Here is a 15,358-nt window from a genome sequence, read left to right on the forward strand (position 1 = left end):
GCATGAGCTCTTGCAATGACGGAACGGTATGGTATAATGAATCGGTTTTGAAAACGCACACCGTACGAGGGCTGAGGGCGGTGCCTTTCGTGAGAAGGTCCCAGGCCTGCTGGAATACGGTGGAGGACAAACTAGGAGGAATTTGGAATGTCAGTTGTCAGTATGAAGCAGCTTCTTGAGTGCGGCGTCCATTTCGGGCATCAGACGCGCCGCTGGAATCCGAAGATGAAGCCTTACATCTTCACGGAGCGCAACGGCGTGTACATCATCGACCTGCAGAAGACCGTCAAAGGCCTTGAGAAGGCGTATGATTTCGTTCGTTCCGTGGCCAAGGACGGCGGTTCGGTTCTTTTCGTCGGCACGAAGCGCCAGGCGCAGGACACGATCCGCGAAGAGGCACAGCGCTGCGGCCAGTTCTACATCAACCAGCGCTGGCTGGGCGGCCTGATGACCAACTTCGCCACGATCCGCAAGCGCGTACAGCGCATGATCGAGCTTGAAAAGCACGAGGCCGACAACGATTGGGGCGACTACACGAAGAAGGAGATCTCCCTGTTCCGCAAGGAACTGGCCAAGCTCGAGAAATATCTGCTCGGCATCAAGGATATGCGCGCTCTTCCCGACGCGCTCTTCGTCATCGATCCCCGCCGCGAAAACATCGCCGTCATGGAAGCCCGCAAGCTTCACGTCCCTGTCATTTCCATCGTCGATACGAACTGCGATCCGGAAATGATCGATTATCCCATTCCCGGCAACGACGACGCCATTCGCGCCATCAAACTGATCTGCGGCCTGATGGCGAACGCCGTCATCGAAGGCCGCGGCGGAGAGGACGGCGCGGTTTCCGACGCTCAGCTTCCGGATGTCGAAGAGGCCGCTGCCAGCGACGCTTCCATCCTCGATATGAAAGAGAAGCTGACGGAAGCCTACGGCGAAGTTACCGCCGAGAGCAACGACGAATAGTTCCGAAGGAGGGCGCCATAATGGAAATTACTGCTGCTGCTGTTAAAGAACTTCGTGACCGTACCGGCTGCGGGATGATGGATTGCAAGAAGGCTCTGGTCGAATGCGACGGCGACGCCGAGAAAGCGATCGATTTTCTCCGTGAAAAGGGGCTTGCCAAGGCCGCCAAGAAAGCCGACCGCAACGCCAAGGACGGACGCATTTTCTCCTACATCCACAACACCGGCAAAGTCGGCGTGATGGTGGAGATCGACTGCGAGACCGATTTCGTCGCCAAGACCGACGAGTTCCAGCAGTTGGGGCACGACATCGCCATGCAGATCGCCGCGGCCAATCCCGCCTATGTGGCTCCGGAAGACGTCCCGGCCGACGTTCTCGAACGCGAGAAGAACATCTATCGCGAGCAGCTGATCGCCGAAGGCAAACCCGCCGACCGTCTTGACAAGATTCTCGAAGGCAAAATCCGCAAGTATTACGAGCAGACCTGTCTGCTCGAGCAGGAGTGGATCCGCGACGGAGACAAGAAGATCAACGACCTCGTGATCGCCCTGATCGCCAAAATGGGCGAAAACATGAAGGTGCGCCGTTTTTCCCGTTTTTCCATCGGCGAATAGTATGTGTTTGGGGGCACAGAGTTCCTGACGAGCTCTGTGCCTTTTTATGTGCGGTGTTATTGTGAAAGTTTCGCTCTTTTGATGATTTATGTTAAAATCAAGTCGCGTGGGACGAAGGAATTTGAGCGCGGATTGCGAAGCGATGAGGAGGAGCCGTCATGAAGTTCAAACGTGTGCTGCTGAAACTGTCAGGAGAAGTCCTCGCCGGAGCCCAGGGATTTGGGCTCGATTTTCGTGCCATTGACCGTATGTGCCGCGAGATTGCCCAGGTTGCGTCCGACGGCATCCAGATCGGACTCGTTGTCGGCGGCGGCAATTTTTTCCGCGGCCGGCAGGCCGTGGACGAGGGTGTCGAACGTTCTCAGGCCGATTACATGGGGATGCTGGGGACCGTCATCAACGCGCTGGCCCTGCAGGACGTCCTGGAACGGAAAAACGACATCCCGACGCGCGTGCTGACGGCGATCGAAATGCGTCAGGTGGCGGAGCCCTACATCCGCCGCCGGGCCCTGCGCCACATCGAGAAGGGGCGCGTGGTTATTTTCGCGGCCGGAACGGGTTCCCCCTATTTTTCGACCGACACGACAGCCGCCCTCCGCGCGGCGGAGATCGGCGCCGAATGTCTCGTCAAGGCGACGAAGGTCGACGGCATTTACGACAAGGATCCTTTTAAATATTCCGACGCGGTCAAGTTCGAGAAACTTTCGTATATGAGCGCGTTGCAGCGCCGCATCGAGGTCATGGACGCCGCGTCGTTTTCCCTCTGCATGGAAAACGGCATTCCCATCGCCGTTCTCAACGTTCTCGAGGAGGGGAGCCTGCGCGCGTTCCTGATCGAGGGCAAAAATATCGGTACCATTGTATCCAAATAAGAAAAAGGAGCGGATTCAGTATGGCGGATTTCAATCTCGACGAGAAAATGGCAAAGGTGCTCGAACATCTTGATTCCGAGTTTCAGGGCATTCGCACGGGGCGCGCCCATCCCGGGCTTGTCGAAGGGGTCAAAGTCGATTATTACGGGTCGCTCACGCCCATCAAGCAGCTGGCGAACATCACCGTGCCCGAAGCGCGGATGCTGATCATCGCGCCTTTCGACAAAGGCGCGGTCAAGCTCATCGAAAAAGCGATCCTGGCCGCCAACATCGGTTTGACGCCCAACGTGGACGGCAGCAATATTCGCCTCGTCGTTCCGGAACTGACCGGCGAGCGGCGCAAAGAATTCGTCAAAATGGCTTCGAAAGCGGCCGAGGAAGCGAAAATCGCCCTGAGGAACATCCGCCGCGACGCCAACGACGCCTACAAGAAACAGGAGAAGGCTTCGGAAATCACCGAGGACGATCTCAAAAAAATGCTCGACGACGCTCAGAAGATCACGGATAAGTTCATCGCCCGGGTCGACGACGAATTCAAGAAAAAGGAAAAGGAAATTCTCGACAAATAAATACCGCAGAAAGCGAAAGCAGGCGCCCCGCGCGGAGCGCCTGCTTTCGCTTTGTCTTTATCGAAGGAGCTTCTATTGAACGCTGAGCGGCACCAGACCGCCCTGGGCGAGATCGACGTAGCCCTGATCGGTCAGCTTCAACGACGGGATCACGGACAGCGAAAGGAAACTGAGCACCATGAACGGATTGGGGAGCGGCGTGCCGAGCTTTTTCGCGGCGTCCAGCAGCCGGCCGAAATCGTTCAGCAGCTCCGCGGGCGGAAGATCGCTCATCAGCCCGGCGATCGGCAGCGGCAGATGGAACAGGATCTCGCTTCCGTCGGCCGCGACCAGCCCCCCCTTTTCCCGGATGGCGGCGAACGCCGTCAGCATCGAGCGGTCGTCCATGCCGACGACGCTGAAGTTGTGCGCGTCGTGCGCCACGGACGAGCCCAGAGCGCCGCGCCGCAGTCCCAGACCGGTGACGAACCCGCGGCCGATCCTTCTCTGCGCGGTGTTCCGGTTCACGACGGCCATCTTCGCGAGGTCGCGGGACGGGCACGCCGTGAATTCCCCGTTCACGGCCGCGCCGTCGACGATCCGTTCGCGGGTGATCACTTCGCCGGGAACGACAGAGATGACGCGGAGCCTGCCCCGCGCCGGGATCCTCAGATCGTCCGGCGTCAGCGTGCAGCCGTTGCCGCTGACGCCGGGGAAGCTCGCGCCGCGGGACGTTTCTCCGCGAGGGAACGCCGCGGTCCTGCCGTTTTTCCAGACATGAAGGACGTTGAAATCCTCGAGGTCGTCCAGCAGAACCATGTCGGCGCGATAACCGGGCGCGATGGCCCCGAGGTCGTAAATGCGGTTGAACTCCGCCGGGTTCAGCGTCACCATGCGCAGGGCGCTGACGGGAGAGATGCCGTTTTTCACGGCCAGGCGCAGGATCCGGTCCAGATGCCCTTCGTCGTGGAGCACGGCGGCGGTCAAGTCGTCGCTGACCAGCATGCAGCGGCTGGCCCGCCGTTCGTCTTCGGCGACCAGCCGCGCCAAAGCGGCCAGATTGTGTTCCGTCGCCCCCTGGCGCAGCATCACCCAGCAGCCGCGGCGGAGCTTGTCGAGCGCTTCCTCGTAAGTGCTGCATTCGTGGTCGGAGTTGCAGCGCGACAGCAGGTAGGCGTTGAGATCCTTTCCCGTCAGGCAGGGCGCGTGCCCGTTGCGGGGCTGACCGCGCGAGGCGAGGATTTTTTCCCACGTGCCCCGGTCGCCGGAGACGACGCCGGGGTAGTTCATCATCTCGCCCAGCCCGCGGCATATTCCCTCGGCAAACATCCGCGCGATCGCATCGGCTTCGAGGATCTCGCGCGGCGTTTCAAACGGCGACGCGGGGACGCACGAGGGCGCGTTCAAATAGATGTCCACGGGAAGCCCGTCGCTCGCTTCGCGCATGAAACGGAGCCCTTCGAGAGAGGATGTGTTGGCGATTTCGTGCGGATCGGCGAACACGGTCGTCGTGCCGTGGGGCAGCACCAGCTCGGCGAAGCCGCGCGGCGTCAGCATCGTGCTCTCGATATGGCAGTGCGCTTCGATGAAGCCGGGAACGAGAAATTTCCCCGCGGCGTCGAATTCTTCCCGCCCGCAGTATCCCGCGCCGACGCCGACGACGAGACCGTCGCCGACGGCGACGTCCGCTTCTTCGATCTCGCCGGAAAAAAGATTGGGCACCTTCGCGTTTTTGATGACACAATCGGCGGGGCTCGCGCCGCGGGCCTGTGACGTCAACTTCCGATAATCCACCTGTGTTCCCCCTTACGAAAATAAGTCTGGCAATACAAAAAGGAGGTCTGTCGAAGACCTCCTCAATACTATCATAAACGCGGCGCTTAGAACATCGCCGCGACGGCCGGCAGCCACCACGAACTGCTTTCCTTGGCCAGGAACAGCAGCGCCAGCAGCCAGAGAATCGGGCTGATCTCCTTGATCTTGCCGCCCAAAATCTTCGTGACGACGAAAGTGAGCGTGCTGAACTCGATGCCGTTGCCGATGCTGTACGTGAAAGGCATCGTAAAGATGGCGACGGCCGCGGGAATCGTGTTGGAAAAGTCGCCGAAATCCAGGTCGCGGAGGCTCATCATCATATAAATGCCGACCATGACCAGAGCGGGCGAAGTGGCGGCGCTGGGGACCATGGCCACAAGCGGGCTGAAGAAAACGGCCAGCAGGAAGAGAACCGCCGTCGTCAGAGCGGTGAGCCCCGTGCGGCCGCCCTGCTCGACGCCGGAAGCGCTCTCGACGAAGGACGTGACGGTCGAAACCCCGAGGACCGAACCGGCCACCGTGCCGATGGCGTCGGCCATCAGCGCCTGGCTGGCCCGGGGCAGGTTACCCTTTTCGTCCAGCATGCCGGCGCGCGTGGTAACGCCGACCAGAGTGCCGACGGTATCGAAGAAATCGACGAAGAAAAACGTGAAGACGATGCCCCAGAACGTCGCCGTGCCGATCATGGAAAAGTCCATCTTGCAGAACAGCGGCGCGATGGAAGGCGGCATGGACACGAAAGAAGCCGGCACTTTCGTGAGCCCGGCGGGGATCGCCGCAAGAGTGGAGGCAAGGATCCCCCACAGCACGGCGCCTCTGACGCGGTGGCACTCCAGGCAGACGATCACGAGGAAGCCGAAAATGGCGACCAGCGCGGGCTTTGAAGTAAGGTCGCCGACGGAGACGAGCGTCGCCGGGTTATCGACGACGATGCCGCAGCCGATCAGACCGATCAGAGCGATAAAAAAGCCGATGCCGGCGGCGATGCCCACTTTGAGAGTTTTGGGGATGCTGTTGATGACGGCCTCGCGGATCTTCGTCAGCGTCAGCAGGATGAAGATGACGCCCTCGACGAAGATCGCGGCCAGCGCGACCTGCCAGGAAATCTTCATCGAAAGCACGACGGAGAAGGCGAAGAAAGCGTTCAGCCCCATTCCCGTGGACAGACCGATCGGATAATTGGCCAGAAACGCCATCAGCGCCGTGGCGAAAGCGCTGGCCAGACACGTAGCCACCATCACGGCGTCGAACGGCATGCCGGCGTTCGCCATGATGTTGGGATTGACGAAAATGATGTACCCCATCGTCATGAACGTCGTGATCCCCGCCATGATCTCCGTGCGGACGGAGCTCCCGGCTTCCTTGATCCTGAAAAGCGACTCGAACATACGAAAAGACCTCCAAACGTTGACATAAAAAATTAAACGCTCGAAAAGTGCAGGATCAGAATACACTATTTTGCCGGTCGGCGCAAGTCTCGGAATGCCGCGCCGAAAAACAAGAATGTCCGCTGAAAAGCCCCCACAGACAAGCGCAAGCGGGAACATCCGATACAGGATGTTCCCGCTTGCGCTTGTATGACTAACAGGAGCGGCTATTTGATTTCGGACACGTACTCGGCGAAGCGTCGCAGGCCTTCGCGGATATCGTCCTCCGAGTTGGCGTAGGCGATGCGCATCATGCCGTCGGCGAAGAAGGCGCTGCCCGGCGTCACCGCCACGTATTTGCTCTTGAGCAGATCGGAGCAGAGCGCCGCGTCGTCGGCAAGCAGCGTGTCGCCATGTTTCTTCCCGAGCAGTTCCTTGAGGTCGATCAGCACGTAAAAAGCCCCGTCCGGCTTGACATACGAGATGCGGGGGATCGCGTCCAGCAGGCTGAACACGAGCTCGCGCCGGGCGCCGAAAGCCTTTCTCATCGTCTCGACGTCCACGTCGTCGGCGTCCCTGAGGCCGCCGAGCGCGGCGTACTGGGCGATGGAGCAGGCGTTGGACGTCAGATGTCCCTGGATGCTGCCCATGGCCTTGAGGTATTTCGAGGGACCGAGCGCGTAGCCGATTCTCCAGCCCGTCATGGCGAACGCCTTGCTGACGCCGTTGACGATGATCGTACGGTCCTTAACGGCCGGGCAGAGCGCGACGATCTCGCTGAACTTGGCGTCGCCGTAGACAAGGCGCTCGTAAATCTCGTCGTTGATGATAATCAGATCGTGGTCGAGCGCCAGCTGGGCGATGCCTTTCATGGTCGCTTCGTCATAGACGGCGCCGGTGGGATTGTTGGGACTGTTCAACATGATGCACTTCGTCTTCGGCGTGATCGCGGCCTTCATGCGCTCGAGCGTCGGCACGTTGCCGGTGTCGCCGCACTCGACGAGCACTTCCTTGCCGCCGCAGAGGCGGATCTGTTCGACATAGCTGACCCAGGCGGGAGCTGGGACGATGACTTCGTCGCCTTCGTCGAGGATCGCCGCCAGCGCGCAGTAAAGCACCGGTTTGGCGCCGGCGCCGACGAGCACGTCATTGGGCGCATAATCGAGCCCGAAATGTTTTTTATAGTAGGCGCAAATGGCTTCGCGCAATTCGGCGATGCCGTTGCTGGCGGTGTAATGCGTGTAGCCTTTGGTGATGGCGTCATGCCCGGCGTCGAGCACCGCTTTCGGCGACGTGAAGTCCGGTTCTCCCATACTGAAAGAGATCACAGTTTTCCCTTCGCGCTTCATTTCCTTGGCGAGGGCCCCCACGGCGAGCGTGGCGGAAGGTTTCAGGTTCATGGCTTTCTTCGACAGAGACAGTGACATGATGTACCACTCCTTGTTTTGTTTTGGTAAAAATAAGCTGGAACGGATCCAATGTAGCAGAAAACGCCATGAAAATCCAGTTGGCAATAACTTTTTAATATTTCTATATCAGGGCTTGTCGGAATATAATTTAAGTGGTATGATAAATTTGCAACAAAGAGCGACAGATCGCACACTGGAAGGAGGAAGTATGCATGGAGATTCGTTTTTTGATGAAAAATGTTGAAGTTCCTGCTGACCTCAAGGAGTATATGGAGAAGAAACTCTCGAAGATGGAGAAATTTTTCCCCCACATTACGGGCAGCCAAATCGTCGTCAAAATGATCAAAAACACGTACATCACGGAAGTGACGGCCAACGTCAACGGCATTATCATGCGGGGGGAAGAGAAAGACGTGGATCTGCGCAAGTCCTTCGATCTGGGGCTCAAGAACCTCGAGCGGCGCATTCGCCGGCACAAGGAATATCTGGTGGACCGCGCCCATTTGAAGACGCACGACCGAGAGTTCTCCTTCGACGACCAGCCGGAGCTTGACGAGCTTCCGGTAGGGACGATCGTCAAAGAAAAGCGCTTCGACCTCTACCCGATGACGCCCGACGAAGCCGTGATGCAGATGGATCTTCTCGAACATTCCTTCTACATGTTCCTCAACGCCGAAAGCGGCAAAGTCAACGTCGTTTATAAGCGCGAGGCCGGCGGGTACGGGGTTCTGATCCCGAACTGAAGCCTTGCATGACCGATAGATCACAAGGGAAGGCCCGACGGCCTTCCTTTTTCTTTTGGGAAATTTTTTTGTGGCGAAGTTTTTATTGACGAATTCGCCGACAACGGATAAAATAACGTAGTTATTCCGCATGGCAGAGGTTGTAAACTCATTCGAGTACCTGCGCCAGCGAGAGGAGGAGAAATATGTACGCAATCATCGAAACAGGCGGCAAGCAGTACAGAGTGGCACCCGGCGAAAAAATTACGGTCGAGAAGCTTGGACTTGAAGCCGGCTCTGCCGTCACCTTCGACAAGGTGCTTCTGGTCGGCAAGGACGGCGGCGTGTCCGTCGGCGCTCCTTTCGTGTCCGGCGCGACCGTGACGGGCACCGTGGAAGAAGAGGGCAAGGCCAGAAAAGTCATCGTCTTCAAGTACAAGAACAAGACCAACCAGCGCCGCTTCCGCGGCCATCGCCAGCCGTTCACGGTTGTGACGATCGACAGCGTCAACGCTGAGTGACGGTTATCGAGGTCTATCGCCGCGGCGGCGCCCCGACCGGCTTGCGCGTTTACGGCCACAGCGGCTGCGCGGAGTCGGGGGCCGACGTGGTATGTGCCGCCGTCAGCGTCCTTGTGCAAACGTTGCATATCGGGCTGGTGGACGTTCTCGGGCAGAACCCGAAACGCGAAATCGACGAAGAAAACGCTTCGATCGAGCTGCATTGGGACGACGCGGACGCCGAGGGCACGCGCGTGCTCTCGGAAACGATCGCCCGCGCCCTCTATGAAACGGCACAGTCGTACGGAAGCTACGTCAAATATGTGGAGGTGTCTTTGTAATGCTTTTTGAAAAAATGGACCTGCAGTTTTTCGCTCATAAAAAAGGCCAGGGGAACAGCACCAACGGCCGCGATTCCAATCCCCAGTACCGGGGCGTGAAAAAGTCGGGGGGATGCGTCGTCAAGGCCGGCAACATCCTGGTCAGACAGTGCGGGACGAAGTTCCATCCCGGCGCGAACGTCGGATGCGGCAGAGATTACACGCTTTTTGCCCTGAAGGACGGCGTCGTCAAGTTTACTACAAAGGGTACTCGAAAAGTCGTTGGAGTCGAGTAAATCCCTTTGCCGCTCTGCGGCACTCCGATTTTCTCGTGGACCCTTGCATCGACAGGGGTCCATTTTTTATAACCGATCCCGTCGCGTTTATTGAATAAAAGAGGTGTTTCCCCTGAAATTTGTCGATCTCGTGCGGATCCACGTCAAAGCCGGCCATGGCGGCGACGGCTGCGTCAGTTTCCGACGCGAAAAGTTCATTCCCAAAGGCGGACCCGACGGCGGCAACGGCGGCAACGGCGGCAGCGTCGTCGTCGAGGCCGCTCAGAATCTGCTGACGCTCGCCGATTATCAGTACACTCGCCGTTTCGCCGCCGAACGCGGCCTGTCCGGCAGCGGCGCCCTGTGCTACGGCGCCAACGGCAAGGACCTGACGATCTACGTCCCCTGCGGCACGGCCGTTTACGACGCCGGCACCGACGCGCCGCTGGCCGACCTCGTCGAACCGGGCGACCGCTGCGTCGTCGCCAGGGGAGGGCGCGGCGGCAAGGGCAACGCCCATTTCGCCAGTTCGCAGCGGCGCGCCCCGCGCTTTTCGGAAAAAGGCGAAGCGGGCGAGGAGCGGGACGTCAAATTCGAGCTGAAGATGATCGCCGACGTGGCCCTGGTCGGCCTTCCCAACGCCGGCAAGAGCAGCCTGCTCAAAGCCATCTCCAACGCCAACCCGAAGATCGCCGGCTATCCTTTTACGACGCTGACGCCCAATCTCGGCGTCCTCGCCGTCGACGATCAAAAAATCATCCTCGCCGACGTCCCCGGCCTGATCGAGGGCGCGCACGAAAACAAGGGATTGGGACTGTACTTCCTGCGCCATATCGAGCGGACGCGGGTCAACGTCCACGTGCTCGACCTTTCGGAAGGAAATTTCGATACCATACTAAATCAATGGAACGTCGTGCTCGACGAGTTCCGGCACTACGGTGCCGGACTGGCCGAGCGTCCCGGCGTCATCGCTCTCAACAAGGTCGATCTGCTCGCCGACGACGGCGTCGTGCGGCAGCTGCGGGAATTTTTCGCGGCCAAGGGGCTTCAGACGATCGTCACCAGCGCGGTTCGCGGCGACGGCATCGAGGATCTTATCGACGAGATCGTGAAAGCCGTCCGCGCCAATCCGCGCCCCAAAGGCTCGTATCGCCTCTACGACGCGCCGCTCGACGTCGATTCGATTCCCTCCGGCAAGCCCCGCATCGTCAAAGAGGACGAGGGCGTTTACCGCGTCGTCCATCCCCGCATCGAAAAAGCCGTGGCCCGCTACGACTTCAGCCAGGAAGAAGCGCCGCTGCGCCTGCAGCGTTTGCTGCGGCAGTTCAAGGTGGAAGACCTGCTCGAAGAAGCCGGCGCCGCGACCGGCGACACGGTCAACATCGGCGAGGCGTCGTTCACCTTCGAGCCGGAAAGGGCCTTGTGACGATGCCGGCTGAGGAGGCGTCGGTGCTGCGTATCGGCATCATGGGGGGAACCTTCGACCCCATCCATTTCGGCCATTTGCTGGCGGCGCAGGAAGCGCTCGTGAGACTTTCCCTGCAGCAGGTCATTTTCGTCCCCACCGGGAATTCCTATCAAAAATCCTACCGTTCCGTCACTCCCGCCGAAGAGCGCTATATGATGACGTTTTTGGCCACGCTCGACAATCCCAAGTTCTCCGTCTCGCGCCTCGAGATCGACCGCGAGGATCCCAGCCATACCGTGGACACGCTGCGCGAGATGCGCTACTGGTACGCGGACCAGGCGGTCGAGTTCTTCTTCATCACCGGCATCGACGCGCTGATGAGCATGGACACCTGGACGGAATACGAGAAGATCCCCGAGCTCTGCACGATCGTGGCCGCGAACCGCCCCGGCTACGACTACGAGCATTACAGGCTCGACAACCTCCCGGAAAAGGTGCGCTCGCGCGTCCTGCGCCTCGAGATCCCGCTGCTGTCCATCTCCAGCACGGAGATCCGCCACCGCGTCGCCGCCGGAGAAAACCTCCGGTACCTGCTGCCGCATCCGGTCGAGCAGTATATTTACAAGCGCGGCCTCTACAAAGACGAAGATCCTCGAAGGGATGTGGTCCTGAAAAAATGAGACGCGGAAGCATAATCCTCACCGTCCTCGTCGCGCTTGCCGCGTTTGCGGTCGGCGCCACTTACCGTTTGTATTCGCTCGTCACGGCGGACGTGGGGGAGATCAAAAAGACCATCAATTTCGACGAACGACACGGCACGGTGAACGTCCTGGTTCTCGGCGTCGACGAGGTCGAAGCCGTCCACCGCTCCGACACGATCATCCTGGCCAGGGTCGATATCGACCGCAAAACGGCCTCGATCATGTCGATCCCGCGCGATACGAGGGTTTCCATCAAGGGGCGCAAACAGCCGCAAAAGCTCAATCATGCCTACGCTTTCGGCGGGATCGAGCTGCTGCGCGACACGGTGATCAACCTGACGGGCGTTCCCGTCAACTATTATCTGGTCCTGAACTACGCCTCCTTCCCCAAGATTGTCGACGCGATCGGCGGCGTGGACATCGACGTGCCGCGGCGGATGCAGTACACCGACCGCGCCCAGAACCTCCACATCGATTTCGCGCCGGGCAAGCGCCACATGAACGGCGCCGACGGGCTCAAATACGTGCGTTTCCGGCACGACAGCCTCGGGGACATCGGCCGCATGAAGCGCCAGCAGGAATTCGCTAAAGCCTTTCTCGACAAGGTGAAATCCCCGGCGATCCTGCCGCGGGTCCCCGAGCTGATCGAGCTCGTCCTTTCGGAAATAAAGACCGACATTCCCGTCAAGACGGCGCTGCAGCTCGCCGGACAGCTGAAAGACATGAAGCTGGGCAACGTGCGTTTCTTTACGATGCCGGGCTCGACCGCCTACATCGACGGTTTGAGCTACTTCGTGGCGGACCTGCAGCGGGCCTCGCAGGAAATGGATCCCAACTCCGTTCTGAGCGCCGACAAGGACGCCGCGGACCGCGCGGATGCGAAAGACAAGCACGAATCGCCGGCGCCCGGGACGGACGCTCCCCCCGCCGGCCCCATCGAGCCCGGGGACTTGAGCGGGATCGTTTCCCGTTTCAAAGCGCCGATCGCCGTCCTGAACGGCACGGGCAAGCCGGGACTGGGGAAACAGTTTACGACCCTGTTCGAAAAAGCCGGCATCGAAGTCGCCTTTACCGGCAACGCCAAACATGCGGATTTCCGTTATTGCCTGGTCCAGTACCCGGAAAAAGGCGATCCCGAACCGGCCAGAGAACTGGCCAGACTGTGCGGCATCTCCGAAAGTCTCGTCCGCAAGGCGAACGTCGCCTATCCCGCGGCGCTGATCCTCGGCAAGAACAACGAAAAAGACGTGATGGAGCGCCTCGAAGCCCTGCTGGCGAAGCGGCAGTGAGTCAAAGGAGTCATTTCATGAACGAGAATATTTACAAGGTTCAAGAGGAGATCGTCAACGCGCTCCTCGACAAAAAGGCGCTGGACGTCCTCACCATGGAAGTCGGCGCGGTCACGCCGCTGGCCGACGGTTTCATCGTCGCCTCGGGCAATTCGGACGTTCACATGAGCGCGCTCGTCAACGCCGTCACCGATTGCCTCGACAGGCTGCGCGCGGATTATCGCGTCGAAGGCGCGATGAGCTCCCAGTGGACGCTGATCGACGCCGGCGACCTCGTGATCCACATTTTCAGCGTCAAAGCACGCGAGTTCTACAAAGTGGAGCGCCTGTGGGGCGACGTCCCCATTCAGCGTTACGAGAGCCGCGATTAGAAAACGAAAAAACTGCCGCGAGATCTTCTGGCTCGGCGGCAGTTTTTCATGGGAATTTTTGGGGATTTTCGGCTGTTTGTACCGTAAGGGGGAATGAGACATGCCCGCTGCCATTCGCGTCGCCGTCACGGGCAGCCGCGGCAAAAGCGGCGTCGTCCGGCTGATCCACGCGGCGCTGCGCGGCTGCGGCCGACGCGCTTACGGCCGTATCACCGGCGTCGTGCCGCGCGAACTGGGCCCCGATTCGGAGCGCCCGATCCTGCGCCCCGGCGGCGCCAATATCTCCGAGATGAAATGGTGGCTGCGCTCGCTTCCCGCCGACGCCGAAGCCGTCGTCCTCGAAAACAGCGCCGTCTCGCCGGAGCTGCAGGGCCTGTGCGCGCTGTGGCTGAAACCCACCGTCACCGTGCTCACCAACATCCGCCCCGACCACGAAGCCTTTTGGGGGCCGGGCGAACTCAGCGTGCTGCGGGCCCTGTCGCACGCCCTGCCGCGCGGCGGCGTCGTCGCGGTCCCGGCGGAACTGGCGGAAAATCCCGCCATGCGGCTTCTCGCGGAAGAAAAAAATCTCGCCGTCCTGCCGGCGCAAAAAATCCCCGGCCTGCCGCCGCATCTCAGCGCCAATATGGGATTGGCGCTGGCGGTGTGCCGCTTCTGCGGCCTCGACGAAGGACGCTGTCTCGAGTCCATGAAGAGCCTGCCGCCCGATCTCGCGGATTTCTGCGTGCTCGGCGTCGGCCGCGGGCAGCTGGCTTTCGCGTTCTCGGCCAACGACGTCGTCACGACGGAAGATCTGTTCCGCTCCACGGGCTGGCGGCGGGAAGAGACGGGCGTCCTCTTCAACCACCGTTCCGACCGCCTCGACCGCTTCCGCTGTTTCGAGGGCTGGATGCGCGAACATCCGTGGCGCGAAGTGCTGATCATCGGCGACCGGCCGCCGCGCGCGCGGCGGTGCTGCGATTTCTGGCCCTGCGGCGACATCGGCGCGCTGGCCCGCCGCCTCGACGGCGCGCGCTGGCTGGGCTGCGGCAACACGGTCTACGGTCTGCCGCTGGCGCTCAAACTGACCTGCGAAGAAGGAGGGCTCCGCCTGTGAACGATCTCGGCATTCTTACCATCGGCGTCGGCATCGCCGTTTCCATGATTTACGACTGGCGCACCGGATACGGCAGCGGCGGGCTCGTTTCCGCGGGAACGATCGCGCTCACGCTGTACAGCCCGCTCCGGGTCGGCGTCAGCCTGCTCGCCGCGCTGCTGATCTGGCCGCTGCTCGATTTCGCCGTCGGGCGCTGGGAACTGCACGGGCGCGCCCGCGTCGGCTGGGCGATGCTGATGGCTTTGGCATTTCGTCTTGCGGCGGGGAACTTTGTGCAGCCGCTGCCGTGGCTGGGCTGGGTCATCCCCGGCCTGATCGCCGCCGACATCCAGCGCCAGGGGCTCGTGGAGACTTTTTCGGCGCTGACGACCGTTTCCGTGCTGACGGCGTTCGCGTCGCAGTGGCTGTTCCGGTTGGGGAGCGCGCTGTCATGAAACTGGCCGATCTCGAAGCGTATAAAAAGCGTCAGCGCGCCGCCGTGCGGCGGAACCGGCTGCTTTTGCTGGCGCTGGCCGCCGTTTCGGCCGCGCTTTGGTTCTGGTCGGGCGGCGGCCTGTCGGTTCGGGAGCGCGAGCTGATGAGCTCCGTGCGCGAGGCGCAAAAATTTCTCTACGATCTGCGCGTCAGCCACGGCAGCCAGTTCGAGCGCTCGGACGACCCGTACCGAACCGGTTTCATCGGCCTGGAGTGGAGCCCCCTCAGCACGACGCTCGGCGCGCTTCCCGCCAAGCGCACGGCCTGCGACCCGCGCTGGTCGGTGGTGGTGCGCCGCTGGATGGAATCGCTTGACGTGCAGCCCGGCGACTGCGTGGCCGTCTATTCGTCCTCGTCGTTCCCGGGCATGGCCTTCAACGTCCTCAAGGCTTTGGAATCGCTCGACGTGCAGCCGCTGCTCGTGGTCTCCCTGGGCTCGTCGACCTGGGGCGCCAACGATCCCGATTTCCCGTGGCCAGCGCTCGAGCGGAACCTGCGTTCGGCCGGGTTCCTGCGCACGCAGGCGTACGCCTACACGCCCGGCGGCGGGCGCGACGTCGGCGGCGGCATCCCGGAAGAAGCCATGGCGACGCTGCGGGCCGCGGCGGACGCGA

General features: G+C 60.8%; 18 protein-coding genes. 15 read left to right on the forward strand and 3 right to left on the reverse strand.

The features are described from left to right. The first annotated feature begins 147 nt into the window (after positions 1–147). From rpsB to frr, 4 genes are all read left to right on the forward strand, one after another. Positions 148–963, forward strand: coding sequence for a 30S ribosomal protein S2 (rpsB, locus tag HMPREF7215_RS01480; protein ID WP_009163808.1), 816 nt, complete (start codon positions 148–150; stop codon positions 961–963). A 20-nt stretch (positions 964–983) separates the two neighbouring features. After that, positions 984–1,577 carry a translation elongation factor Ts gene (tsf, locus tag HMPREF7215_RS01485; protein WP_009163809.1) on the forward strand — a complete coding sequence of 198 codons (594 nt, stop codon included), beginning with the start codon at positions 984–986 and terminating at the stop codon, positions 1,575–1,577. Between the two features lie 158 nt (positions 1,578–1,735). Then, positions 1,736–2,449, forward strand: coding sequence for a UMP kinase (pyrH, locus tag HMPREF7215_RS01490; protein WP_009163810.1), 714 nt, complete (start codon positions 1,736–1,738; stop codon positions 2,447–2,449). Between the two features lie 20 nt (positions 2,450–2,469). Continuing rightward, on the forward strand, positions 2,470–3,018 hold the full coding sequence (gene frr, locus HMPREF7215_RS01495) for a ribosome recycling factor (protein ID WP_009163811.1): 549 nt from the start codon (positions 2,470–2,472) through the stop codon (positions 3,016–3,018). 72 nt (positions 3,019–3,090) lie between these two features. Here frr and ade read toward each other — a convergent pair whose 3' ends face one another. The 3 genes from ade to HMPREF7215_RS01510 form a co-directional block, all read right to left on the reverse strand. Beyond that, entirely contained in the window at positions 3,091–4,791 is a 1,701-nt protein-coding gene (gene ade / locus HMPREF7215_RS01500) for an adenine deaminase (protein ID WP_009163812.1), read from the reverse strand. An 86-nt stretch (positions 4,792–4,877) separates the two neighbouring features. Beyond that, entirely contained in the window at positions 4,878–6,200 is a 1,323-nt protein-coding gene (locus tag HMPREF7215_RS01505) for an NCS2 family permease (protein WP_009163813.1), read from the reverse strand. A gap of 206 nt (positions 6,201–6,406) precedes the next feature. Beyond that, positions 6,407–7,606 carry a pyridoxal phosphate-dependent aminotransferase gene (locus HMPREF7215_RS01510; protein ID WP_009163814.1) on the reverse strand — a complete coding sequence of 400 codons (1,200 nt, stop codon included), beginning with the start codon at positions 7,604–7,606 and terminating at the stop codon, positions 6,407–6,409. 194 nt (positions 7,607–7,800) lie between these two features. Here HMPREF7215_RS01510 and hpf point away from each other — a divergent pair, with 194 nt between their 5' ends. The 11 genes from hpf to pgsW all read left to right on the forward strand — a co-directional run. Beyond that, positions 7,801–8,331 (forward strand): ribosome hibernation-promoting factor, HPF/YfiA family, encoded by a 531-nt coding sequence (gene hpf / locus HMPREF7215_RS01515; protein WP_009163815.1) that lies wholly within the window; start codon positions 7,801–7,803, stop codon positions 8,329–8,331. A 185-nt stretch (positions 8,332–8,516) separates the two neighbouring features. Next, positions 8,517–8,831, forward strand: coding sequence for a 50S ribosomal protein L21 (rplU, locus tag HMPREF7215_RS01520; protein WP_009163816.1), 315 nt, complete (start codon positions 8,517–8,519; stop codon positions 8,829–8,831). Continuing rightward, complete coding sequence (locus HMPREF7215_RS01525) at positions 8,828–9,151, forward strand: ribosomal-processing cysteine protease Prp (protein ID WP_040550095.1); 324 nt, start codon at positions 8,828–8,830, stop codon at positions 9,149–9,151. The genes rplU and HMPREF7215_RS01525 overlap by 4 nt, the downstream gene beginning before the upstream one ends. Continuing rightward, positions 9,151–9,426: a 50S ribosomal protein L27 gene (gene rpmA, locus HMPREF7215_RS01530; protein ID WP_009163818.1), complete on the forward strand. Its 276-nt coding sequence runs from the start codon at positions 9,151–9,153 to the stop codon at positions 9,424–9,426. The genes HMPREF7215_RS01525 and rpmA overlap by 1 nt, the downstream gene beginning before the upstream one ends. A gap of 103 nt (positions 9,427–9,529) precedes the next feature. Beyond that, positions 9,530–10,831 (forward strand): GTPase ObgE, encoded by a 1,302-nt coding sequence (gene obgE / locus HMPREF7215_RS01535; protein ID WP_009163819.1) that lies wholly within the window; start codon positions 9,530–9,532, stop codon positions 10,829–10,831. A 2-nt stretch (positions 10,832–10,833) separates the two neighbouring features. Next, a complete protein-coding gene (nadD, locus tag HMPREF7215_RS01540) occupies positions 10,834–11,493 on the forward strand; it encodes a nicotinate-nucleotide adenylyltransferase (RefSeq protein WP_040550103.1) in 660 nt (219 codons plus the stop codon). After that, positions 11,490–12,803: an LCP family protein gene (locus HMPREF7215_RS01545; RefSeq protein WP_009163821.1), complete on the forward strand. Its 1,314-nt coding sequence runs from the start codon at positions 11,490–11,492 to the stop codon at positions 12,801–12,803. The genes nadD and HMPREF7215_RS01545 overlap by 4 nt, the downstream gene beginning before the upstream one ends. Before the next feature lie 17 nt (positions 12,804–12,820). Beyond that, positions 12,821–13,174: a ribosome silencing factor gene (gene rsfS, locus HMPREF7215_RS01550; protein ID WP_009163822.1), complete on the forward strand. Its 354-nt coding sequence runs from the start codon at positions 12,821–12,823 to the stop codon at positions 13,172–13,174. 100 nt (positions 13,175–13,274) lie between these two features. Then, the gene (locus tag HMPREF7215_RS01555) at positions 13,275–14,270 is read left to right on the forward strand and encodes a Mur ligase family protein (protein WP_009163823.1); all 996 of its coding nucleotides are present in this window, start codon (positions 13,275–13,277) and stop codon (positions 14,268–14,270) included. After that, on the forward strand, positions 14,267–14,704 hold the full coding sequence (locus HMPREF7215_RS01560) for a poly-gamma-glutamate biosynthesis protein PgsC/CapC (RefSeq protein WP_009163824.1): 438 nt from the start codon (positions 14,267–14,269) through the stop codon (positions 14,702–14,704). Before HMPREF7215_RS01555 ends, HMPREF7215_RS01560 begins: the two co-directional genes overlap by 4 nt. Beyond that, positions 14,701–15,358, forward strand: a 658-nt coding sequence (pgsW, locus tag HMPREF7215_RS01565) for a poly-gamma-glutamate system protein (protein WP_009163825.1), incomplete at its 3' end; no start/stop codon positions are given. The genes HMPREF7215_RS01560 and pgsW, both read left to right, overlap by 4 nt.

This window comes from Pyramidobacter piscolens W5455, from assembly GCF_000177335.1.
Classification (GTDB): Bacteria; Synergistota; Synergistia; order Synergistales; family Dethiosulfovibrionaceae; genus Pyramidobacter; species Pyramidobacter piscolens.